The following is a 21768-nucleotide window of genomic DNA, read 5'->3' on the forward strand; positions in this document are numbered from 1 at the left end:
GGCTCAGACCTCGCTCAGGTCCACATCGCGGGTTTCGCCGATCGCGCAGACCGCGACGAATGTGAGCGCACCGGCGATCGCCAGATAGACACCAACCCACGCCACCCCGTAACTGTGTACCAGCCAAGTGGCGATGAACGGCGCTACCGCCGCACCGATAATCGAGGCGAAGTTGTAGGCGATACCCGATCCGGTGTACCGGACATTCGTGGGAAACAGCTCTGGCAGTACGGCGCTCATCGGGCCAAAAGTCAGACCCATCAACGTCATTCCGACGATGAGGAAGGCCAGCATAACGGTGTCGTCGACCTCGGACGGGTTGATGAACCACCCGAACGAAATGCCGAAGACGATGATAGCGGCGGTGATGATCAGCAGCACCGGACGACGACCGTAGCGGTCGGCCAAATATCCCGACACCGGCACGAAGGCCGCGAAGAACAGCACCGAAATGAGCTGCATACCAAGGAAATCCGTATACGAGATCGTTAGTTTGATGCCTGACGCGTCAACGACCTTGCCGGTTCCGTATGACGTCGTCCAAGTGGTCACCACGTAGAACAGCGTGTACGTCGCGAGCATGACGAAGGTGCCGATGATCAACTGTCGCCACGACGTTTTCACCACTTCGGCCAGGGGTGCCCGGACCTTCTTGCCTTCGGCGACCGCCTGGGTGAATACGGGTGTCTCGGTGAGTTTCAACCGCACATACAGGCCGACGATGACGATGATCGCACTGGCCAGGAACGGAACTCGCCACCCCCAGGTGAGGAAGGCATGGTTGCTCGCGGCCGTCTTGGCGTCGAAGTCGAGCAAGTTCATCAGCAATAGGAACAGACCGTTGGCGAAGAAGAAGCCGATCGGTGCACCGAGTTGCGGCCACATAGCGGCCCAGCCGCGCTTGCCCTTGGCCGCTGTCTCGGTCGCCAGGAGCGCCGCACCCGACCATTCGCCGCCAAGGCCCAACCCCTGGCAGAATCGCATCAACGCGAGGAGAACCGGGGCCAGATAGCTCACCGACGCGAATGTGGGCAGTAGACCTATGACGAAGGTCGCGATCCCCATAGTGAGCAGTGACCCGACCAGAGTCGCCTTGCGGCCGATCCGATCGCCGAAGTGGCCGAAGATCATCGAACCGATCGGGCGGGCGACAAAGGCCAACCCGAAGGTCGCGAATGACGACAGCAACGCGGCGGTGTCGTCACCCTTGGGAAAGAACAGCGTCGGGAAGACGAGTACTGCCGCGGTCGCGTAGATGTAGAAGTCGAAGAATTCGATACTCGTGCCGACCATCGACGCGATGACGATGCGGCTGCGGGGCACCGATGGAGCTGCGCCGCCGGTGGTCTCTGTGTCTGTCACCGACGTAGCCTACAAGACCGACGAATGTCTGCCCGGTGAATGACGGTAGGTCTCGACTTACGACCTGGCGACTCCATCCGCGTTGCCCCGGCCCGGTTCGTCTTACTGTCTACGTGGCCTAACGAGTGTCGAAATATACTCTTCGAATCAAGCTGACTGATCATGGACTGACTGTGATCGCGACAGTCACGTTCGCAAGAAAATATTATGCTATACCAATAGCATGCACATGCGCCTACCACTTTGCGCCACCCTGCTGGCGACCACCGTGATCATCGCCGCATCAACAGTCTTCGCCGCACCCGCCATCGCCGTGCCCCAAAAAGCCACTCAGATTGCCTGCCCCGGACCCGGGACCGTAGTCGCTTGCCAGCAGATTCGCCTGCGTAAAGGCACCCTTCGCCTGGGTAACCTCACCCTGCACATCCCCGACGGCGCACTCACCGCCACCACACCCCTGTACGGCGACTCTCGCTACCCACCGGGCTGTGACGCGTCACCGAACAACTGGCTCGACGTCGGAGAACCGAATATCACGGCCAACACACACCGATTTCCCGTCGGCAAATGGGGTATCACCTCAGCCGAACTGACCCCTGAGCCAACCCGACCAATAGATGCCTGGGTCTCGTCTCCCTACGAAAGTCGGAACGGCTGCGAATCGTGGTTCACGCCGACAACGGCCACCAAAATCGCCCGCACCACCGCCTTGTATCTCGAATCGTGGCGCATCCACCTATACGGCCCCACACTCGGACCCAACTGCTATATCGGCAGCGGTACGGTGCCACTCTATCTTTTCTCGACACACAACAGCTTAGATCTCGAGCTCAAACCGGTCTCTGTGTCATCGGTACGCACAAACGGCGACCTCACCACCGTCTCCGGCCAACGATTGATCGACAAGGATGTCTCACCGCCTAGAGCCGTCCTCTGCGGGCCGATCGATCACGCCTTCAACGTCCTTACCGGTGCAGTCAACAACGTCCCGGCCCGAGCCGACTTCACCATCGACCAGACGATCATCCGCCGATGAGCAGGCCATGTGGAGACATTCCATCAACGGCTGCGGTCGCGTAGATGTAGAAGTCGAAGAATTCGATACTCGTGCCGACCATCGACGCGATGACGATGCGGCTGCGGGGCACCGATGGAGCTGCGCCGGTCGCGGTGCTGGCTTTGTCTATCACCGGCTGAGATTACAACGTCACTCCGAGCGCGGTGCGGGCTATGCCAACATGCGGATCTGTCATTCGCGGCAACGACATCACCCAGGAAATCCGTCCCAGTCGACGACCAACGCTGCTAGATCAAGACCATGTGGACCCGAATCCGACTTTCCGCCACGATGCCTGTCATCGCAGCGTTCGCCATCGCCACAGTCCTGGCCGCGGGATTGGTTGCTGTCCCGGCGGCTGACGCGGCGCCAGTTCCCAATAGTCAAATCAGCTGCCCGGCGCCTGGCAAAGTTCTCGGCTGCCACCAACTGAGTCTGCGCCACGGCACACTCCGGATGGGTGCGTTCCGGTTAGATATTCCTGCGGACGCTGTTGACGTCACGCTACCCATGTACGACATGACGGGGCAGGATCCTGCCTACGACAGTACAACCCCGGCCTGCGGTAGCTGGGACAATCTTTTCAGAGACTATTCAAAACCCGTGCCAGGTACCGTTCGCACAAGATCGTTTCCGGTGCGAAACTGGGGTATAGCCACGGCTCAACTGGAACCGATCCCAGGCACGTCTGATGTGCCCGTGTTGTTAACCCAAGGCCGATTCGGCGGATGCGACTCCTGGTTCTCGCCAAAGAAGGTCCGTCGAATCGCGGTCACGAACAAGGTTCCCAAGAACGCGAACGAGATCGACATCGAGCGCGAGACCTTCACCTACTTCAACACGGGTTCGTGGCGCATCCATCTTCGCGGTCCCGCACTCGGGCCGAACTGCTATATCGGAAGCAAGCCAATTTGGGTGATTGGCGGGGCCGGAGTGAGTACAAACGATCTGGGTTACGAAATGACTGCCGTATCAGCAAGGTCGGCCCGTACAGATGGGACCACTACCAGGGTCACCGGTCAGCATATGAAATCGCCTGTGCGCGACAGTCTCTCAACTCCCTACGCCGTCGGTTGCGGAGCATTCGACAACGTGATCAACATAGCCACCGATGGTCGACTACACAATGGTTCGCAGGCCGACATGACCTTCGACCACACCATCGTCCGCCGCAACTAACCTCAGCTCCCGCGCGCTATCCATTCCGGCAGGTGTGGCGCCTCGTCGCCGATCGTCGTCGAGTCGCCGTGACCGGTGTTGACGACGGTTTCCGGCGGAAGTGCTAGCAGCCGTTCACGAATCGATTCGATGATCGTGTCGAAGCTGGAGAACGATCGCCCCGTTGCTCCCGGCCCGCCGTGGAAGAGCGTATCGCCGGAGAACAGCGTGTCCAGCGCGGGCACGTAGACCACGCACGAACCTGGCGAATGGCCAGGGGTGTTGATGATCTCCAGCTCGACGCCGCCGACGTCGATGCGTTGGCCATCGGTGAGTTCACCGTGATCGACATCGGGATGTGTTTGCTGCCAAAGCATTTCGTCGCCCGAGTGCAACAACATCGGCGCGCCGGTCACCGATGCCAACTCCGGTGCGACGGTCACATGATCGTTATGACCGTGCGTCAGCACGATGGCTTTGACGGTCCGGCCGCCGACCGCGTCGAGGATCGGCGCAGCCTGGTGAGCCGCGTCGATGATGACCACCTCGTCGTCGTCGCCGATCAGCCAGATGTTGTTGTCGACATCCCAGGTACCACCGTCGAGGGAAAAAGTTCCCGAGGTGACCACCCGGTCGATACGCGCTGACATCTAGAGCTCCACCACCGAACGCAGGACTTTGCCTGCCTCCATCGCTTCGAACGCCGCCTCGACGTCGGTCAGCCCGACCCGCTCGGTGACGAACTTATCGAGCGGCAGTCGGCCCTGTTGGTAGAGGTCGATGAGCATCGGGAAATCCCGTTCCGGCAGGCAATCGCCGTACCACGACGATTTCAGCGCTCCGCCACGTGAGAAGAAGTCCACCAATGGAAGTTCCAACTTCATCTCCGGCGTCGGAACGCCGACGAGAACTACCACACCCGCGAGATCCCTTGCGTAGAAGGCTGTTTCGTAGGTCTCGGGCCGGCCGACAGCATCGACGACCACGTCGGCACCGTTGCCGCCGGTCAGTTCCTGCACGGCAGCGACCACGTCGTCGGTCACCGAACCGTCGATTGTGTGAGTAGCGCCAAGGTCTTTGGCCCATTCCAGCTTCGCGGCATCTCGGTCGATGGCGATGATCGTGGTCGCACCGGCGAGTTTCGCTCCGGCGATAGCGGCGTCGCCGACTCCACCGCATCCGATTACGGCAACCGAGTCGCCTCGCCCCACACCACCGGTATTCATCGCCGCACCAAGGCCGGCCATCACACCACAACCGAGGAGGCCGGCCACGGCGGGGTCGACATCGGAATCGACCTTGGTGCATTGCAATTCGTGTACAAGAGTCTTGTCGGCGAACGCACCGATACCCAGAGCGGGAGTGAGCTCAGTGCCATCGGTGAGGGTCATCGGCACGCTGGCATTGAAGGTGTTGAAGCAATACCAGGGACGGCCGCGCTTACACGCTCGACATTCACCGCATACGGCGCGCCAATTGAGTACTACGAAATCGCCGACCTCGACATGCGTCACGTCGGAACCGACCGATTCAACGACCCCCGCGGCCTCGTGGCCCAGTAAGAATGGGTATTCGTCGTTGATGCCGCCTTCGCGATAGGCGAGGTCGGTGTGGCAGACGCCGCACGCCTGGATATCGACCACGACATCGCGCGCACCGGGATCTGGAATCACGATGTCGACGAGTTCGGTTGGGGCCTTCTTGCTGCGCGAAATGACTCCGCGAACGGTCTCTGACATCGATACTTCCTCCTGATTGTCGCGTCTGCTCAACCCTACCCAACCCGCGCTCAACACAAAGCGGCGCGGCGTACGGTGAATTCATGGCCGTTTCAAGTTCGCAAGCACCACAAGCAATTGTTGTCGCCGGCGCGGGGCTGGCCGGCGCCAAAGCAGCAGAAGCGTTGCGCGACATAGGGTTCGAAGGAAACATCACCCTCATAGGCAGTGAACGGCATCTACCCTACGAGCGACCGCCACTATCCAAGGATGTGCTCACCGGACACAAACATCTCGCCGACTTCACCGTCCACGACAGCGCTTGGTACCGAGATAAGCAGGTCGAGCTTCGACTCAGTCAGACAGTCAACGGCATCGACACCAGCATCAATCAAATCACCCTCACCAACGGTGAGACGCTGACCTACGACAAGCTCATTCTCGCAACCGGATCGTCGTCGAAGCATCCGCCGATTCCGGGGGCCGACGCTGAAAATGTGCACTACCTGCGGACGGTCGATCAGGCCCGCGAGATCAAAAGTATTCTCACCGCCGGGTCCGCCCTTGCGGTGATTGGTGCCGGTTGGATAGGACTCGAGGTGACGGCGGCGGCCCGGGCGGCCGGAGTCGCGGTCACCGTCGTCGAGTCGGCCGAGTTGCCCCTACTCGCCGCCCTCGGCCCGGAGCTGGCCGAGGTATTCGCGAATCTGCATCGCGAACACAACGTCGACTTCCGCTTCGAGGCCTCGGTTGCCGAGATCACCACCGCCGACGGTCGGGCGAACGGACTGCGATTGTCCGACGGTTCAAAGATTCACGCCGATGCCGTACTGGTCGCCGTCGGTGCCGCGCCGAATATCGACATCGCTCGCGACGCCGGCCTCGACCTTGCCGATGGCGGAGTCGCGGTGAATTCGACACTGCGAACGAGTGATCCTGACATCTATGCGGTCGGTGACATCGCAGCAGCCGAGAACCCGGTCTACGACACGCGGATTCGGACCGAGCATTGGGCGAACGCGCTCAATCAACCAGCGGTCGCCGCAGCGGCGGCGCTCGGTGGCGGCGACGTGTACGACGCACTCCCCTACTTCTATACCGATCAATACGACCTCGGAATGGAGTACGTCGGACACGCGCCGTCCTATGACTCGGTGGTCATTCGAGGGGATCGGGCCAAGCGCGAGTTCGTCGCATTCTGGCTCGATACCGAATACCGAATCCTGGCCGGAATGAACGTCAACGTCTGGGATGTCACCGACGACGTAAAGGCACTGATCCGATCGCGTAGGCCGATCGATCCCGCCCAGCTGGCCGACACGAACGTGCCGCTCGACCAGCTGGGTTAGAAGCGATCAGTTCGGCATTACATATGCGCCGTCGAGCGTCTTCACTTGCTGCCACACCCGATCGAAGGATTCCGCGTCGGCAACCGGGCGCCGTATCGCGCCGGCTGCCCACTCCTGCTGAGCCTGCGTCGCCGACGGCTTTCCGTACAACGACACCGCATAGCCGGAGAAGTCTCGAACCTGGAAGTCGAAGATCCGGTTGAGCACGTCGACGTCGAGCCCGGTGTTCGCGGCCTGTTCGATGATCAGCTGGCCATACACGATAAGTGAGAACAGGTGTCCGATGTTAAGGACGAAGTCGAGATCCTTCTGTTGTTCGGCGCTGGGCGCGGCGGTGAGCAGTAGCTCCTGCAGTGCTTTGGCCTGCTCGTAGAACACCGCGACATTCGGCACATCGGAGCGGGACTCGTATGCCTTGGTCCAGTCCCCGAAACGTACCTTCGCCGCACCACCCACCGGCCCTTGAGCGAAGAAGAAGGCGTCGTCGGTCGCGTCGAGCCGGGTGCGGACCTCCGGGTACTCAACCGGATTGAACAAATAATTCGGCATGAATTTGAGGATCTGCGCGACGTTGACGTGCACGGTTCCCTCCAATCGCGGGAGCCAGCCGATGTAGCGGTTGGCCTCGTGGAAGTAGGTGTTCTTCTCGTACCCCTTCGCCGCGACGACGTCGAGCAGCAGGGTCATCACGGACTCACCCTCCGAGGTCACTTTGGACTTGGTCACCGGGTTGAACAGGAGGTAGCGCCGGTCGTCGAGACTGGCACTGCGGAAATAGTCGACTGCCCGGTCGCTGAATAACTTCATAGCCGAGAGCCGCGCGAAGGCATCGACGAAGTTGCCCTGGACGTGGGAGAAATCGGTGACCGGATTGCCGTACAGAATCCGATTGTTGGCGTGGGTGATCGCCTCGTACAGCGAATGCGTCGCCATTCCGACCGAACCGTGGCACAGATTGAACTTGCCGACGTTGACGGTATTCAGTGCGGCGGCAAAAGCCTCCGGACCGGTATGTAAAACGTCGTCGGCTGAAATCGGGTAATCATCGAGTGAGAAGGTCGACACGTACATCTGCCCGTGGACGACGTTGTCGATCAAGTTGTAATTGGGGTGCCGGCTGTCGACAGCGAAGAACACATAGCCTTCGGGGCCCTCGACGTCGGCGCGCCGTCCGAAGACCGAGACCATACCCGCGACATTGCCGTTGCCGATGTAGTACTTGGTGCCCGAAGCCGTGAAGCCACCTGGCGTCTCCGCATTCGGTGTCAGCACCATGTCGGTGCTGTAGACATCGGCTCCGTGAGAGCGCTCGGACAGCCCGAAAGCCATCACCTCACCGTCGGCGAGTTGCTGTGCCGCTTTGGTTTTCGCAGCCTTGTTCGCCGACATCCAGATCGGGCCGAGGCCGAGGATCGTCACCTGCTCGGCGTACCAGTAGGCCAATCCGTAGAATCCGAAGATCTCGCTCAGAGCGGCATTGCGGGCGCCGTCCCAGCGGCGGGCCTCGTCGCCATCGGCATATGCCGCCGGCGTGAGGAAGGTGGCGAACAACTTCTCCTTCTTCTGAAACTCGAGGAAGTCGGTGACCCACTCGGCCTTCAAATCAGCCTGTAATAGTCGTTCTTTTCCGAAGGACTCGAAGAAGTCGATAGTCGCCCGCAACAGCCTGCGGGTCTCGGCGTCGAACTGGGAGTAATCATTGGTTTTAGGGTTCAGGAGGACTCCATACATGCGCCCACTCTAGCCCGCAGGTTATGCGAGCAATCCGCTCCGCCGAGCCAGCATTACCGCCTCCCGGCGGTTCGACGCGCCGAGTTTGCGCATAGCGTCCCTCAGGTAGCTCTTCACCGTATATCGGGTCAAGGTTAGCTCTTCGGCGATCCGTGCATCCGAATAGCCAAGGGCCGCAAGGGAAATCGTATCGAGTTCACGTCGAGTGAGTGATACCTCCGATGCCACGCCGGTTGCACCGCGCAGCAGGTCGCTCAAATCGATCAGTTCCGCTGTCACCCGCGGATCATCGATATCGGCCGCCAGCTGGCGAATCTTCGCGAATGCCTCGGCGACTCGATCCTGGAGGGCCGATTCTTCTACTATCGCCGCAAGTGCCGCACGACGGACCAGCGACTGTTCGATAGATCGCGCCTCGGCGGCGAGCGAGTCGAGCGTCCGACCACCGATCGGATCGTTGGTGTGCAGCGCCGCGTAGAGGACCGCAACTGGTCGACGCTCCACGATGACCGGCGCGGCCGCCATCGCCTTTAACCCTTCGGCTGCGATGACTCGGTCATAGCGATGGGTGATGCGCGGCGTGCGCAGGTAGTCGTCGACCACGAGTGGGCGGCTCATCGACACCACTTTGCCGCCCAGTCCGTGACCGATCACCACCGGGACATCTCGCAACGCACCCACGGTCGAACCGGAGAAATGCCGAAGCCGAAGTCGCTCGGTGCTCTCAACGACGCCGACGAATGCCAGCGAGACACCGCTGGCGACGCGCAATCGATTCAGTGCGTCACCGACGTCGGCGCCGGACACCTCGACTGACATGTGACTCAGATTACAGACTCACCGCCGCGCGGGCCTCGCTCCGGCCCAAACGGCAACTGTCGCAATGAGCGCGGAACGATGGTCACTCAGCCTTTCCGGCGAATGCGAATCTTCGTTGCTCAGCACTCGGAGAGCCGGTGATGCGTAGAACCAAGAAGTCACCATTCCGAGCAGCAGTGCGAGCGCGTCAACCGGATTCAGGTCCGCCGCAATTGATCCCTCACCTGCGTTCGCCGCTAGTTGATCGACTTTCGCACGGTAGCCATCGACCGCGTCGGACTTCGCAGCGGGCCATTCGAGTTGCGACCACGCAGCAAGGCGAAGATGCTCTGGATGTTCGACCAAATAGTCGAAAAGGGCTCCCGCGTATCCAGGAAGATCGCCGGCCGTAAACGGAACATCGAGAGAAATCTGACTGACCGAATGACTCACCACGGTGTCGAACAGTGTCTCTTTATTGGTGAAGTACACGTAGATCAGCCGTTTGTTCGCACCTGCCGCCGCCGCGATCCTATCGACCCTCGCGCCCGCCAGCCCGTGCGCGGCGAACTCTTCCGCGGCCGCCTGGAGTAGACGCGCCTTAGTGGCTGCGGAATCCGGAGGCATAGAGGTCAGCCTATCGCCAACGCACCGCGACGGAATCAGCGCAACGCTGTTCGGGCCACCTCCGCGTCCTGTTCAGGCGTACCGCCGGAGACACCCACGGCACCGACAATCACTCCGTCTTCGACTATCGGGTGGCCGCCGCCCATCAACAGCAAACCACCGTTGAGATGGTCGAAATGAGGTGCGGGTTGCCCCAACTCGAGTGGGATTCCCAGTGCTTCACTTGGCGCCTGGAACATCACCGAGGTCCGCGCTTTCGCGATTGCGAGATCATTGGAGGCGAGCCAAGCTCCATCCATCCGCGCGAAGGCAACCAGATTGGCGCCGGTGTCGAGGATCGCAATTACCGCATTGAGCCCCAGTTGGGTGGCTGCGGCGCGACCGCGCTCGACTATCTGTTGTGCCACATCGATATCGACATTTCTCGCTTCAGGCATTCTGACTCCACTCCGTCGCCTGCCACTGCTTGGCGGCCTCGATGGTGTCGAACGGACGCATCGTTCGGTACAGGTGCTCGTCCGCCGGTATCACCTCAACCATCGCGTCGATCATCTCTTGTGGATCGGCCTGACCTTCGAGGCTCGCGCTGAAATCGGGCATCGGGACCACAGCTGTCGCGGCGTCGTACCACTGCTCGTAGCTTTCCGCGCCGGTGTCATTGAAACCGGTGCCAAAAACGCCCGGGTTGACGGTGGCGACCTTAACTCCGTAAGGCTCTAGCTCGGCCTTCATCGATCCGGCAATCGCCTCGATCGCGTGTTTGGTAGCGCAGTAGACCCCCAGGAAGGGCACAACCAGGATCCCGCCCATCGACGAGGTCCACACCACCTTCCCGCTACCCCTTTTCACCATCTCCGGCACGATCGACTGAACCAACTGCATATGCCCAAAGACATTGACATCAAACGACTCTCGCGCGCGCTGCAGCGGAACATCCACGATCGATCCGCCCTCCATTATCCCGGCGTTGAGAACCAGTACGTCGACGTCGAACGAACCCGCACGTTCGAGGTCGATGGCGTCTACGAGGTTGAGTTTGATCACTTTGAGTTCGACGCCGGCGTCGGCAGCGTCCGAACGTAGGCTGCGCACCTGCGGCCAGGTCTCGGCACCGGCGATTACCCGGTGTCCCTGTGCTGCCAATGCCAATGCGGTACCGCGACCAAATCCCGAGCTGGCGCCGGTTATGAGAATTCTCTTCGACATGACTTCCTAACTAACTAGTTACTTACCTGTCCTTTCGAGAATGCCTCAAGGTCTTGGGTAAGTCAATAACCAGTTAGTTACCTCCGGCCTACTGATCGCCCAAGCCGGCTTAAGTCGCGATCGGTCGCTTGAACGACTATCTGGATTACCGGTTCGCGATAGCGTCGATTGTCGGCACAAGGCCGACACTGGATCGAAAGAATTCCCCGGGGAGACGCATCCTTATGCTGCTGAAATCCTTGCACCGACGCGGAGTATCCCCAGCGGTGGACGCCTTGCGGACTCTCGTCCCACCGCCAGAAGCGAGTACGTCGATCAATTGGACCGACGTTCACAAGCGCTTCGGTCTGTGCCTGCCCGACGACTACGAGCTGATCGTCGAGCACTACGGTGCTGGCAAATTCGATGACGCGCTGACGGTGTGGGTCCCCGACGGCCGCGGCGGTGACGATCTATTCGCATTCGCCACGGCCGCGGCTGAACGACTTGAGGATGCACGGAATGATACGTCTTGCCGCACACTGTCCGAGCCCGATGGCAGCACCCACTCGGCGGAACTCGGGAGCGGACCACTGCTGTTCACACCGTGGGGCACCGCCCCCGGCGGATACTTCGGTTACTGGCATCGATGTCATCGCGACCCGAACCGCTGGCCCGTCCTCTTCACCGACTTGAACGGCGTCTGGCTGTACCACCGCCAGGGGCTGGCACAGTTTCTGGTTGATCTATTGGTGGGTAAATTCCCTTGTCCGACAATAGAATCCACCCTTCCGTCGACACACACCTTCATCGCGGCCGGCGGTGGGACCTACTAGTCGTCGGTCACCACGACATTGACCGGAATGTTTCCGCGAGTCGCGTTGGAGTACGGGCACACCTGGTGCGCCTTGTCCGCCAGTTCCTGCGCTTGTACGTGATCGAGATTAGGCAGGGTTACCTCGAGGGTCACCTCCAGCGCGAAGCCACCAGCATCGTTCGGCCCGATGCCAACTCGCGCTCCAACCGACGAATCGGTGATGTCGGCTTTGGCCTGTCGCGCGACTAGCTGCAGCGCGGAGTGGAAACACGCCGCGTACCCGACGGCGAAGAGTTGCTCGGGGTTCGTGCCCTGCCCGCTGCCGCCCATCTCGGTGGGGATGGCCAAGTCGAGATCCAGGCGTCCGTCCGAGGTGCGACCATGACCGTCGCGCCCAGCTCCGGTTGCCAATGCTTCTGCGGTGTAAATGGTGCTCATTGCGATTCCTATCTGTTGGAGGATTGCTCGTCCCGAAATGCCGCGGTGAGTTTCACCAGCGACTCACGCAGAGCGACGACTTCCGCGATACTCATACCCGACCGTGCCGCGAGGCACGCCGGAATCTCGACGGCGTCGGCTCGAAGTTCACGTCCGGCGTCGGTGAGATGTATTTCGACGCGACGTTCGTCGTTGGTCTGTCGTCGGCGCTCGATAAAGCCAAGCGTCTCAAGCCTTTTCAGCAACGGAGACAGTGTCCCCGAATCGAGATCCAGCTCACCGCCGATTTCACGGACGCCACGTCCGTCGCGCTCCCACAGCACCAATAGCACCAGGTACTGCGGGTAGGTGACTCCGAGCTCGTCCAGCATCGGTCGATACACAGCTGTGGTAGCCCTCGACGCCGCATAGAGCGCGAAGCACAGCTGCTGATTCAAAGCGAGTTCGTCGGCCACCTCAGAAAAGTAGCCCACATTTAGATTGTGTGCAACCTATCTAGCCAATCCCCACGCGTGAGCACTCGCTCAACTCGGTAACCGTCATCCACTACCACCAAGTCAGCGCGCTTTCCGACAGCCAATTCGCCGATGTCGGTTCGACCGAGCGCTCGAGCCGGCGTCGACGCTGTCATAGCCACCGCGGCCAACAGCGCGGCCTCGGCGCCTAGTCCGCCGCGACCTTCGGTCAGTCTCGTCGCCGATCGCTCAAACAATACGTCCATCGTCGCGGTACTTCCGGCGATCGCTCCGGTATCCCGCACGCGCGCAACAGAATCAGTCACATCGACGTCGAGAACACCCAACTGGTATGACCCATCGGTCATTCCCGCCGCCGCCATCGCGTCGGTCACCAACGCCACTCTGCCCGGCCCGGCGGTGCGCGTCACATACGAGACCAGATCAGGATGTACATGCACTCCATCGCCGACGATCTCGATGGTCACCCGAGGGTCCTCCAGCAGCGCCAGGATCGGCCCCGGCTCCCGATGATGCAGTGGGCGCATCGCATTGAATAGGTGCGTCGCCACCCGTGCGCCGCGTTCAATCGCCGCCTTGACTTGCGCATGACCAGCGTCGGTATGGCCCACTCCGACAAGCACATCCGCTGCCGCGAATTGCTCGACCGCATCGAGCGCACCAGGCAGTTCCGGAGCCAACGTCACCATCGAGATGGTTCCGCGGGCGGCGTCGAGCACTCGGGCGATCTCCGCGGGATCCGGGTCGCGGAGCGTGTCGGGATCATGCGCGCCGCATCGATGATGACTTAGCCACGGTCCCTCCAGGTGAAGGCCGGCAATCTCATCGCGCACGACGAGGTCGTGTAGCGCATCGATCTGTGCGAGTAGGAATTCCGGGCCTGAACTGACCAGACTCGCCACCGACGTCGTGGTGCCATGTCGTCGGTGAAACTCGAGGCCGTGGCGGATTTCGTCGGCGACACCGTCGGTATACGAATATCCGCCGCCGCCGTGCACATGCATGTCGATGAATCCGGGAACAACTGTGTGCGAGCCGAATTCGTGGTCGGCACGCCGCGGCGGTAGACCAGCACCGACGCCGGCAATCCGCTCGTCGTGGATCTCGATCCAGCCGGGAGAGTGCACCGTGCCGTCGGCGACCACACGCGCGGCGGAAATGACGATTGAACTCATAGAGTCTCCGTCACCTTCGCCAACCCACGCGGCGTGTCTGGATCGCCACCCCGCGCAATGGCGAGATGCAGTGAAAGTTGCTGCAGTGGAATGATTTCCAAGAGTGGAGACAGCTCGTCAGGGACACCACCGGGAAGCGAAATGCCACCGGTGAGGCCAGCGATTCGGGCCGAAGATCCCACGCCGAAGACATCGGCATTGCGCTCGGCGAGCCGCTCCAGCACCGGAACCATCGCATCGCCGCCCGCGCCGGACGGCACCACGGCGAGTACCGGAACCTGCGGGTCGACAGTGGCCAGCGGGCCGTGGAGAAGGTCGGCACCCGAAAATGCTTGTGCCGAAAGGTAGGACGTCTCCATCAGTTTGAGCGCGGCCTCTCGCGCGGTCGGATACGAGTAGCCGCGGCCCGTGGCTATCAGCCGCTGCGCGAACCGATACCGCTGTGCCACTTCGCGAACGTGCGCATCTGCCTCGAGCACCGCGGTACCCAGTTCGGGCAATGCTTTCGCCGCCGATCCGTCGCCGCCACGAACCTTTTCCAGCAGGAGATACAGCGCCAGCAACTCCGCGGTATAGGACTTGGTCGCGGCGACCGACTTCTCCGCACCGGCACACACGTCGATATGCAGTTCGGCCGCGTCCGATAGCGGCGACGACGCGTTGTTGGTCACCGCCACCGTCAGCGCACCCTGTGCACGGGCGACTTCAACTGACTGGACGAGATCCGGCGATCCGCCCGATTGACTCACCGCGATATAGAGCACATCCCGCAGGTCGGGGCGCGTGCCATATACCGTCATCGTCGACGGTGATACCAGCCCCGCCGGAAGACGGTGGGTGATCTCGACAAGGTATTTCGCGTAGAGAGCAGCATGATCACTTGTCCCGCGCGCGACAAACTGCACGAACCGTGGGCGGTACTGCGCGACACGTGCCGCGGCATCGTCAATTGCTTCAATACCGTTGTCCAGCAAAGCTTGCCAAGCCTGCGGCTGCTCGGCGATCTCCGCCGCCATCAATCGGCCGGGCACGGCGTTGTGCGTAGTCGAGGTCATGATTGTCCTTTCGTCAACATTTCACCGATCACTGAGTCGCTGGGCAAGCTCAACGGCACCGCGCACCGGATCGACGGATAGCACCCGGACGTCGGCGACGCCGCGGCCGGCGAGGATGCGTCGTACTCCACGTTGCAGCATCGGCTGATTCACTGCCAGTCCGCCAGCCATCACGACCGGGCCGGCTATCCGTAGTTGGGCGCCAACCTGCAAGACGAGTTCGGCCAACGCGGTGGCCGCGGCGTCGACGATTCCGGCGCTCAACGGATCGCCGGCCTTCGCCATTTCGAAGACGACCCGTGCGCGACCCGCCCAGTAGCGCCGGTCGGTTTGCGCATAGAAGTGGTTGAGAAGTTCAGCGGCGTCGGACAATCCGCAGTCAGCGGCAAGTTCCTGCCCGAGCTGTTGCCCCGGATGATGGTCATCCATCCGCGCCAGCAGCCGTCGAATCGCCTCGCGTGCAACCCAATACCCGCTACCTTCATCGCCAAGGAGGTAACCCCAGCCGCCCGCACGGGCACTCGCATCACCCGATCGACCCCAGGCGACCGATCCGGTACCCGAGATCACGGCGATGCCGTCGAGGACTCCTGCCGCGGCGAGGATCAGCTGACTGTCGTGAACGACGCGCACCTGGGCATTCGGCAGACGCGCGTCGAGAAGGTCATACAAGATTTTCACGGACTCGGGCGTATCCACACCCGCCGCACCGGCACACACCGCACGGATACCCATCGAACCGCCGAGCCGATCGATGACGACGTCGAGTTGACGTCCCGCTTCCGCGGTTCCCACCGAGGCGACATTGGCACTACCTACGATCGACTCTGACACGATGACTCCGTCGACGGCACGGACCGCGTGAGTCTTCGAGCCACCGATATCGAGCGCGAGAATTGCGTTGTGGGACATCGGATTCTACGAACCTGCCGCGATGCGGACCGTCGGCTCGGCTGGCCACCGTCCCTCGTTGCGCCAAAAGTGCTGGATATCTTCGAGCTTGCGCCCCTTAGTTTCCGGCGCGTACTTGAAGACGAACACGAAGGCCGCGATTGTCAGCGCGCCGAAGATGGTGAATGTCGTCGAACCGCCGAGGCCGTTGATCAGAGTGAGAGTGAACTGCGCGACAATGGCATTAGCGACGAGGTCTGCTGTCAGCATGGCACTCGATCCGTAGGCACGTAGACGCGCTGGGAATGCTTCGCCGGCGTACACCCAGACGAGCGATCCGAAACCGAACGAGAATCCGACTACCACCAGCACCAGACCGATGAATCCTACGATGCCAGCCGCGCCGCCGCCGGTGAACTGTCCGTCGGCCAGCTGATAGGCCACGATCATCGTGATGAAGGCGACCACCATCGTCGAGATTCCGCCGAGCAGGATGGGGCGCCGACCGAATCGATCGATGGTGAACAGCGAGACAATTACCGCCGCCAGGCCGAATAGCTGAACGAACGCGGGCAGCATGTATTTGCCGAAGTTGTCGGTGTAGCCCATGCCGCTGAAGATGTCCGGGCTGTAATAGACGATCGCGTTGATACCGGTGATCTGAATGAAGAAGCCGAGGCCGACGACGAAAAAGGTGGCTCGGGCGAAGGGTTTGCGGAACAGTTCGCGGATACCGCCACCGTGTTCGTCGCGCAGCGCTTGCCGCATATCGGCCAATTCGAGTTCAATCTGGGCGGCATCGGCACCCGATTCCACCCTGGACAACGCGGCACGCGCTTCTGCTTCGCGGTTTTGGGACATGTACCAGCGGGCAGTGTCGGGCAGCCGCATGAGAACGACGGTGACGAGCATCGCGGGTATCGCGGCGATACCCAGCATCGCCCGCCAGGCATCCTCACCGGTATCAGCGAGGACGTACCCGAAGACATAGCCCAGGATGATGCCGACGATTGTCGCGAACTGGTACGCCACCAGCATGGCGCCGCGATTGCGTGCCGGCGCTGACTCGGCTACGAACACCGGCACCACGACCACCGACACGCCGATTGTCAGCCCGAGTAGGAATCGCGCGAGAAGTAGCAATCCGACCGTCGGAGCGACAGCACTGAATAGCGCGAATACCGCATATGACCCCGCAACGGTGACCATCGCCCGCTTCCGACCGACCCGATTGGCGAACCAGCCGCCGACCAATGCTCCGAGGATTTCGCCGACCACGACCACCGTGGCCATCGCCTGAGTCATGCCGTCACCCAGCGAATATTGGTCTTTGATGAAGTCCTTGGCGGCGCCGATATTCGACGTGTCGTAGCCGTAGATGATGCCCAGGCTGGCCGCGGCGATCGCGACCAGCGCAGCGAGGCCGGTGCTGCGTACCGGAAGTGGACGGTTCATGCGCTACCTCTCTGCACCTGGATTGGTATAGACCAATATGTGATGGGAACTACATTGGCATACACCAATGGGATAGGCAATAGGTATCCTGCAATTCATGACAGACGATCCCGCCGCCGCAGTCGACGCCGCCGCGCGACTGCCGCGGTATTTCCAAATCAAGATCGCGCTCACTGAGCGTATAGCCGAAGCGGCGCCAGGAACGTCGCTGCCGCCGGAAAGACAACTCGCCGCCGAGCTTCGGACATCTCGCACCACCCTGAGGAAGGCACTCGCGGAGTTGACCGCCGAGGGCGTCTTGCGCAGCACCCAGGGCAGCGGCAACTACGTCGCGCCACCACGGCTGGTCCACGTTCGGCAGTTGACGTCATTGACCCACGATCTTGGCGCCGAAGGACTTACGCTTACCTCGCGCCTGCTATCCGCCGATCGGTTACGCGCCGACGCCGATCTGGCCATTCACCTCGACGTCCCCTCGGGTCGACGCGTGCACAGGCTGACTCGGTTGCGCATCGTCAATGACGAACCGATGGCGATCGAGACCGCCCACCTGCCTGGACGTCTGCCGGGATTGGCCGAACGCGTCGTGGCGAATGGTTCGCTGTACGCGACCCTCCGCGAAGACTACGGCATCGAGATCGGCACGGTTGAAGACAGTGTCGAAACGGCACTGGCTACCCCGACCGAAGCAAACTTGCTCCAAATCCCTTCCGGTGCACCGCTTCTGATGGTCCGACGTCAGGCACGCGATGCCGCTGGCGATGTCGTGGAATGGACTAAGTCGGCATACCGGGGTGACCGGTTCCGATTCGTATCGCGTAGTAGTTGAACTTCGCCAACCGGACAGAACCTGTCCTAGAGCGGTCGTAAGGTCATCGGTGCAGGGAAACCCATCACCGAGAGGCATCATCATGGCCGGGACCTATACCGCTGTCGAATTGAACCCCGATCTCAGCGAAGAAAAGCAGGACCTTCTACTGCTGCTCGCAGATCAGCGGTCGCTGCTCAAGATCACAGTGCGCAATCTGACCGATGAACAAGCGCGTCAGCGCACAACTGTTTCCGAGCTGACACTTGGTGGTTTGCTCAAGCACGTGGCGTCGGGCGAGGCTGACACCGCCGCCGAGATTGTCGCCCGCGACGAGACCGCGGTATTCGACCCGGCCGCCGGAGCGGATTCATACAGCTTCGGCCCCGACGACACCGTCGGAGGGTGGATCAGTGAATACGACCGTGCGGCAGCACAATTCGATAGTGTGATCGCCCAGGCCGGCAGTCTCGACGAACTTATCCCGATGCCAACCGCGCCGTGGCAGCCCGAGCGGGAATGGTGGTCGATCCGCCGCCTCGTCGCACATCGACTGCGCGAGACGGCTCAGCACTGCGGCCACGCAGACATCATCCGCGAAGCCCTCGACGGCCAGACGACGATGGCGGCGATCAGCGAAGGAATGGACTGGGGATAGGAACTGTATTCCCTTGACGGGGAATCATTTTGGAGGATGGTTGAACGTAGTGTCGCAATCGAGCCCAGCGTCGTGGGCGCAACGCTCGAGGCGTTCATCGTCCGCTTGAATGGCCTGCCCCTCGAATGCGAACTGCACCCCAAACCGAAACAGGCGTCCCGCACGCAGGAGAGCCGGACACTGTTGAACTGTCCCAAGCGAATGTGAAGATCGCGTTGCATGTGATCACCGACAACAAGAACGAGAACACAACCGCACCTCGAGAAGACTGAGGACCCACCGTTCTGATGACGTCTCACCCGGTCTCGATACACGCGCGTCTCGCTAGCGCTCGTCGAGCGCACTCGACCAACGGCGGGTCTCGACACACCCAACTTGCGAGCGCACCCGACCAACGGGGCGGGTCTCGACGGCGCATCAACTTACGAGCGTTCGGCCCACCATTGTTTGAGCGCCACCTCGGCCTCGTCGCGATCCATCGGCCCGCGATCAAGCCGGAGTTCCTTCAGGTATCGCCAGGCTTCGCCGACCTGCGGGCCCGCTGGCAGGCCGAGCAATTCCATAATGGCGTTGCCGTCCAGGTCCGGACGCACCCGATCGAGGTCTTCGGCTTCCTTCAATACCGCGATACGACGCTCGAGGTCGTCATAAGTCTCCTGCAGCTTCCGCGCGCGCCGCTTATTGCGCGTCGTGCAGTCGGCTCGGACGAGTTTGTGGAGCCGTTCCAGCAGATCGCCGGCGTCGGTCACGTACCGGCGCACCGCGGAATCGGTCCACTTGCCCTCGCCGTAACCGTGAAATCGCAAGTGCAAGAACACAAGTTGCGCTACGTCGTCGGTAACGGCCTTTGGATACTTCAGCGCTCGAAAACGCTTGCGCACCATCTTCGCGCCGACTACCTCATGATGGTGAAAACTCACTCCGCCATTGGGTTCGTGCCGTCGCGTATCGGGCTTGCCGATGTCGTGAAGCAGTGCGGCCCAACGCAATACGACGTCAGGGTCACCAGTCTCCAGATCGATCGCCTGCTGAAGGACGGTCAGCGAATGCTGATACACGTCCTTGTGTTGATGATGCTCGTCGATGGTGAGCTTCATTCCGGGGATCTCCGGAATCACGCGATCGGCCAGACCGGAGTCGACCAGCGCATCCACGCCTTCGATGGCGTGCTCACCACAAATCATCTTGTCGAGTTCGGCGCGGATCCGCTCGACCGTGATCCGATCGATCTCACCGACCATCTCCACGATGGCATCGAATGTGCGCGGCGTGAGCCGGAAACCGAGTTGAGAAACGAAGCGCACGGCACGCAGCATGCGCAACGGGTCGTCGCCGAATGACTGTTGAGGCGCGGCGGGAGTGTCTATTACTCCGGCAAGCAGCGCGGTCATGCCGTCGAGCGGGTCGATGAAGTCCGCGGCACCGTCAGCCGTGATCTTGACCGCCATCGCGTTGATAGTGAAGTCGCGCCGCACGAGGTCGCCGTCAAGGGTGTCGCCGAAGGTCACCTTGGGATTACGCGATACCTGGTCGTAGGTATCGGCGCGGTATGTCGTCACCTCGATCAGGGCCGACCCCTTCCGGGCGCTGATCGTGCCGAATTCGATGCCGGTGTCCCACACGGTGTCGGCCCAGTCGTCGAGCAGCGCCTGAATCGCTGCTGGCCGAGCGTCGGTAGTGAAGTCCAGATCATTGCCGAGGCGTCCGAGTACGGCATCCCGCACCGATCCCCCGACCAGGTACAACTCGTGCCCGGCGTCGGCGAATAGCGCACCGAGTGAATTGAGGACACTGGACTCCGCGCGGAGGGCGGCCGCGGCGGAGGCGAGGAGCCTGGTGCGGCGTTGCGCGGGTTCGGTCACGGTCAGACACCTTACCTGGGCCTGCGGCAACCTCCCGAAACGTACTTTGTCCTGTCTGGGCAATCGTTCCTACGACACTCGCTAGCCCTTCCAGGCGAACGGCAGGTGTCCAACGACTAGCATTCAAGGCGTGTCCGCCGAACCGTCCAGCCCACATCAAGGCGTCGACGCCGACGCCGATGCGGGCCAGACCTCTTCGGGTAGGCCCCACCGGAGTCGACGTCGACGTGGGCGTCGTCCTGCCCTGCCAGCGGCCCCGGCGGCGAGCACGCCGACGAAATCCCAGGACAACCCGGCTGGCCCGAAGCCTGGACCACCGCCGGACAAGGTAGTCGCGCGTCCCCCCAAACCGTCGGATCTGGCCGTTCCCAAGCCGGGCCCGCCAGTTGTGCAGAACTCGCGGCCAAAACCAGGGCCACCCGGACCTCGACCGGACAAGAATCGGCGTCGTCGCACCCGACGCCCCGACGCGGAGTCGACGAGCCCTGGTTCAGCTGAGTCGACCAACGGCAAAAGCCGTGGCCCCAAGCTGCGCACCGTGCGGGAGACGTCGGCGGGCGGGCTCGTCATCTCGACCTTCGGTGAGCCGTACCCAGAGCTGTCGGCGGCACTGATCGGACGCGTCGATCGTCGAGGCCGAATGATGTGGTCGCTACCGAAGGGACATATCGAAACCGGCGAGACCGCCGAACAGACCGCGGTCCGGGAGATCGCCGAAGAGACCGGCATCACCGGATCGGTTGTCGCACCCTTGGGCAAGATCGACTACTGGTTTGTCAGTGAGGGTCGCCGCATCCATAAGACGGTGCACCACTACTTATTACGCAGTCTCGGCGGCGAGCTGTCCGATGCCGACTACGAAGTCGCGGAAGTCGCCTGGGTCCCGTTGACCGAACTGCCGCGTCGGCTCACGTATTCTGACGAGCGTCGCTTGGCACGAATGGCCGAGGGAGTCATCGCCGACTTGATGGCCGATCCCACTCGATTGGCGCAGTCTGAAGCCGAGAGCATTCGCACCGAACCAAATGCCTATGAACGAGCCGCCGCCGCACGCAACCAGCGTCGCAACGATCCGCCGCCTCCGGCACGATCGCGCCGACGTCGACGCCGCGGACGTCGTAGCCCGTCCACAGATGATTGACGCGTCG

At 61.7% G+C, this 21768-nt stretch carries 23 protein-coding genes; 7 read left to right on the forward strand and 16 right to left on the reverse strand.

Annotated elements, in window-relative coordinates; all coding sequences use genetic code 11:
• Positions 1-3: 3 nt before the first annotated feature.
• The gene (locus AAFP29_RS09415; protein ID WP_419217072.1) at positions 4-1362 is read right to left on the reverse strand and encodes an MFS transporter; all 1359 of its coding nucleotides are present in this window, start codon (positions 1360-1362) and stop codon (positions 4-6) included.
• A gap of 229 nt (positions 1363-1591) precedes the next feature.
• On the opposite strand from AAFP29_RS09415, the gene AAFP29_RS09420 reads away from it, so the two are divergent.
• The gene (locus AAFP29_RS09420; protein ID WP_419217073.1) at positions 1592-2398 is read left to right on the forward strand and encodes a hypothetical protein; all 807 of its coding nucleotides are present in this window, start codon (positions 1592-1594) and stop codon (positions 2396-2398) included.
• Here AAFP29_RS09420 and AAFP29_RS09425 read toward each other — a convergent pair.
• Positions 2385-2552, reverse strand: coding sequence for a hypothetical protein (locus tag AAFP29_RS09425; RefSeq protein ID WP_419217263.1), 168 nt, complete (start codon positions 2550-2552; stop codon positions 2385-2387). The two genes, AAFP29_RS09420 and AAFP29_RS09425, sit on opposite strands and share 14 nt — an antisense overlap.
• Positions 2553-2929: 377 nt before the next feature.
• Here AAFP29_RS09425 and AAFP29_RS09430 point away from each other — a divergent pair, with 377 nt between their 5' ends.
• Positions 2930-3598 carry a hypothetical protein gene (locus tag AAFP29_RS09430; RefSeq protein ID WP_419217074.1) on the forward strand — a complete coding sequence of 223 codons (669 nt, stop codon included), beginning with the start codon at positions 2930-2932 and terminating at the stop codon, positions 3596-3598.
• 2 nt (positions 3599-3600) lie between these two features.
• Here AAFP29_RS09430 and AAFP29_RS09435 read toward each other — a convergent pair whose 3' ends face one another.
• Entirely contained in the window at positions 3601-4227 is a 627-nt protein-coding gene (locus AAFP29_RS09435; RefSeq protein ID WP_419217075.1) for an MBL fold metallo-hydrolase, read from the reverse strand.
• Entirely contained in the window at positions 4228-5316 is a 1089-nt protein-coding gene (locus AAFP29_RS09440) for an S-(hydroxymethyl)mycothiol dehydrogenase (RefSeq protein WP_419217076.1), read from the reverse strand.
• Positions 5317-5399: 83 nt separating this feature from the next.
• Between AAFP29_RS09440 and AAFP29_RS09445 the strand changes: the two genes are divergently transcribed.
• Complete coding sequence (locus tag AAFP29_RS09445) at positions 5400-6644, forward strand: NAD(P)/FAD-dependent oxidoreductase (protein WP_419217077.1); 1245 nt, start codon at positions 5400-5402, stop codon at positions 6642-6644.
• 6 nt (positions 6645-6650) lie between these two features.
• On the opposite strand, the gene AAFP29_RS09450 is transcribed toward AAFP29_RS09445, so the two are convergent.
• The 5 genes from AAFP29_RS09450 to AAFP29_RS09470 are packed head-to-tail and all read right to left on the reverse strand — an operon-like array spanning position 6651 to position 11006.
• Positions 6651-8375, reverse strand: a complete 1725-nt coding sequence (locus AAFP29_RS09450) for an acyl-CoA dehydrogenase family protein (RefSeq protein ID WP_419217078.1) — start codon at positions 8373-8375, stop codon at positions 6651-6653.
• A 21-nt stretch (positions 8376-8396) separates the two neighbouring features.
• Positions 8397-9194, reverse strand: a complete 798-nt coding sequence (locus AAFP29_RS09455) for a LuxR C-terminal-related transcriptional regulator (protein ID WP_419217079.1) — start codon at positions 9192-9194, stop codon at positions 8397-8399.
• Between the two features lie 18 nt (positions 9195-9212).
• Positions 9213-9800 carry a TetR family transcriptional regulator gene (locus tag AAFP29_RS09460; protein WP_419217080.1) on the reverse strand — a complete coding sequence of 196 codons (588 nt, stop codon included), beginning with the start codon at positions 9798-9800 and terminating at the stop codon, positions 9213-9215.
• A 35-nt stretch (positions 9801-9835) separates the two neighbouring features.
• Positions 9836-10237, reverse strand: coding sequence for a GlcG/HbpS family heme-binding protein (locus AAFP29_RS09465; protein ID WP_419217081.1), 402 nt, complete (start codon positions 10235-10237; stop codon positions 9836-9838).
• The gene (locus AAFP29_RS09470) at positions 10230-11006 is read right to left on the reverse strand and encodes an SDR family oxidoreductase (RefSeq protein ID WP_419217082.1); all 777 of its coding nucleotides are present in this window, start codon (positions 11004-11006) and stop codon (positions 10230-10232) included. The genes AAFP29_RS09465 and AAFP29_RS09470 overlap by 8 nt, the downstream gene beginning before the upstream one ends.
• A gap of 224 nt (positions 11007-11230) precedes the next feature.
• On the opposite strand from AAFP29_RS09470, the gene AAFP29_RS09475 reads away from it, so the two are divergent.
• The gene (locus tag AAFP29_RS09475; RefSeq protein ID WP_419217083.1) at positions 11231-11821 is read left to right on the forward strand and encodes a hypothetical protein; all 591 of its coding nucleotides are present in this window, start codon (positions 11231-11233) and stop codon (positions 11819-11821) included.
• On the opposite strand, the gene AAFP29_RS09480 is transcribed toward AAFP29_RS09475, so the two are convergent.
• Genes AAFP29_RS09480 through AAFP29_RS09505 form a run of 6 tightly spaced genes read right to left on the reverse strand, consistent with a single transcriptional unit; the run spans position 11818 to position 17292 of the window.
• Positions 11818-12240, reverse strand: a complete 423-nt coding sequence (locus tag AAFP29_RS09480) for an organic hydroperoxide resistance protein (RefSeq protein WP_419217084.1) — start codon at positions 12238-12240, stop codon at positions 11818-11820. The genes AAFP29_RS09475 and AAFP29_RS09480 overlap by 4 nt on opposite strands.
• Positions 12241-12248: 8 nt before the next feature.
• Complete coding sequence (locus tag AAFP29_RS09485) at positions 12249-12695, reverse strand: MarR family winged helix-turn-helix transcriptional regulator (RefSeq protein ID WP_419217258.1); 447 nt, start codon at positions 12693-12695, stop codon at positions 12249-12251.
• A gap of 20 nt (positions 12696-12715) precedes the next feature.
• Positions 12716-13891, reverse strand: a complete 1176-nt coding sequence (nagA, locus tag AAFP29_RS09490; RefSeq protein WP_419217085.1) for an N-acetylglucosamine-6-phosphate deacetylase — start codon at positions 13889-13891, stop codon at positions 12716-12718.
• A complete protein-coding gene (locus AAFP29_RS09495) occupies positions 13888-14907 on the reverse strand; it encodes an SIS domain-containing protein (RefSeq protein WP_419217259.1) in 1020 nt (339 codons plus the stop codon). Before AAFP29_RS09495 ends, nagA begins: the two co-directional genes overlap by 4 nt.
• A gap of 60 nt (positions 14908-14967) precedes the next feature.
• A complete protein-coding gene (locus AAFP29_RS09500) occupies positions 14968-15858 on the reverse strand; it encodes an N-acetylglucosamine kinase (RefSeq protein WP_419217086.1) in 891 nt (296 codons plus the stop codon).
• Between the two features lie 6 nt (positions 15859-15864).
• Positions 15865-17292 carry a sugar porter family MFS transporter gene (locus tag AAFP29_RS09505; protein WP_419217087.1) on the reverse strand — a complete coding sequence of 476 codons (1428 nt, stop codon included), beginning with the start codon at positions 17290-17292 and terminating at the stop codon, positions 15865-15867.
• A 97-nt stretch (positions 17293-17389) separates the two neighbouring features.
• Here AAFP29_RS09505 and AAFP29_RS09510 point away from each other — a divergent pair, with 97 nt between their 5' ends.
• Complete coding sequence (locus AAFP29_RS09510; RefSeq protein WP_419217088.1) at positions 17390-18121, forward strand: GntR family transcriptional regulator; 732 nt, start codon at positions 17390-17392, stop codon at positions 18119-18121.
• A gap of 82 nt (positions 18122-18203) precedes the next feature.
• The gene (locus tag AAFP29_RS09515) at positions 18204-18758 is read left to right on the forward strand and encodes a DUF664 domain-containing protein (RefSeq protein WP_419217089.1); all 555 of its coding nucleotides are present in this window, start codon (positions 18204-18206) and stop codon (positions 18756-18758) included.
• A gap of 422 nt (positions 18759-19180) precedes the next feature.
• Here the strand turns inward: AAFP29_RS09515 and AAFP29_RS09520 are convergent, their stop codons facing one another.
• A complete protein-coding gene (locus tag AAFP29_RS09520; RefSeq protein WP_419217090.1) occupies positions 19181-20620 on the reverse strand; it encodes a CCA tRNA nucleotidyltransferase in 1440 nt (479 codons plus the stop codon).
• A 130-nt stretch (positions 20621-20750) separates the two neighbouring features.
• Between AAFP29_RS09520 and AAFP29_RS09525 the strand changes: the two genes are divergently transcribed.
• Entirely contained in the window at positions 20751-21761 is a 1011-nt protein-coding gene (locus tag AAFP29_RS09525; RefSeq protein WP_419217091.1) for an NUDIX hydrolase, read from the forward strand.
• The last annotated feature ends 7 nt before the right edge of the window (positions 21762-21768 follow it).

It is taken from the genome of Gordonia sp. CPCC 205333 (genome assembly GCF_048537885.1).
Classification (GTDB): Bacteria; Actinomycetota; Actinomycetes; order Mycobacteriales; family Mycobacteriaceae; genus Gordonia.

Coding starts and splice junctions, on each gene's coding strand:
- AAFP29_RS09460 (WP_419217080.1), bottom strand. CDS start 9,800: ATGCCTCCGGATTCCGCAGCCACTAAGGCGCGTCTACTCCAGGCGGCC.
- AAFP29_RS09465 (WP_419217081.1), bottom strand. CDS start 10,237: ATGCCTGAAGCGAGAAATGTCGATATCGATGTGGCACAACAGATAGTC.
- AAFP29_RS09420 (WP_419217073.1), top strand. CDS start 1,592: ATGCGCCTACCACTTTGCGCCACCCTGCTGGCGACCACCGTGATCATC.
- AAFP29_RS09430 (WP_419217074.1), top strand. CDS start 2,930: ATGTACGACATGACGGGGCAGGATCCTGCCTACGACAGTACAACCCCG.
- AAFP29_RS09500 (WP_419217086.1), bottom strand. CDS start 15,858: ATGTCCCACAACGCAATTCTCGCGCTCGATATCGGTGGCTCGAAGACT.
- AAFP29_RS09510 (WP_419217088.1), top strand. CDS start 17,390: ATGACAGACGATCCCGCCGCCGCAGTCGACGCCGCCGCGCGACTGCCG.
- AAFP29_RS09475 (WP_419217083.1), top strand. CDS start 11,231: ATGCTGCTGAAATCCTTGCACCGACGCGGAGTATCCCCAGCGGTGGAC.
- AAFP29_RS09515 (WP_419217089.1), top strand. CDS start 18,204: ATGGCCGGGACCTATACCGCTGTCGAATTGAACCCCGATCTCAGCGAA.
- AAFP29_RS09455 (WP_419217079.1), bottom strand. CDS start 9,194: ATGTCAGTCGAGGTGTCCGGCGCCGACGTCGGTGACGCACTGAATCGA.
- AAFP29_RS09470 (WP_419217082.1), bottom strand. CDS start 11,006: ATGTCGAAGAGAATTCTCATAACCGGCGCCAGCTCGGGATTTGGTCGC.
- AAFP29_RS09495 (WP_419217259.1), bottom strand. CDS start 14,907: ATGGCGGCGGAGATCGCCGAGCAGCCGCAGGCTTGGCAAGCTTTGCTG.
- AAFP29_RS09440 (WP_419217076.1), bottom strand. CDS start 5,316: ATGTCAGAGACCGTTCGCGGAGTCATTTCGCGCAGCAAGAAGGCCCCA.
- AAFP29_RS09435 (WP_419217075.1), bottom strand. CDS start 4,227: ATGTCAGCGCGTATCGACCGGGTGGTCACCTCGGGAACTTTTTCCCTC.
- AAFP29_RS09480 (WP_419217084.1), bottom strand. CDS start 12,240: ATGAGCACCATTTACACCGCAGAAGCATTGGCAACCGGAGCTGGGCGC.
- AAFP29_RS09445 (WP_419217077.1), top strand. CDS start 5,400: ATGGCCGTTTCAAGTTCGCAAGCACCACAAGCAATTGTTGTCGCCGGC.
- AAFP29_RS09450 (WP_419217078.1), bottom strand. CDS start 8,375: ATGTATGGAGTCCTCCTGAACCCTAAAACCAATGATTACTCCCAGTTC.
- AAFP29_RS09505 (WP_419217087.1), bottom strand. CDS start 17,292: ATGAACCGTCCACTTCCGGTACGCAGCACCGGCCTCGCTGCGCTGGTC.
- nagA (WP_419217085.1), bottom strand. CDS start 13,891: ATGAGTTCAATCGTCATTTCCGCCGCGCGTGTGGTCGCCGACGGCACG.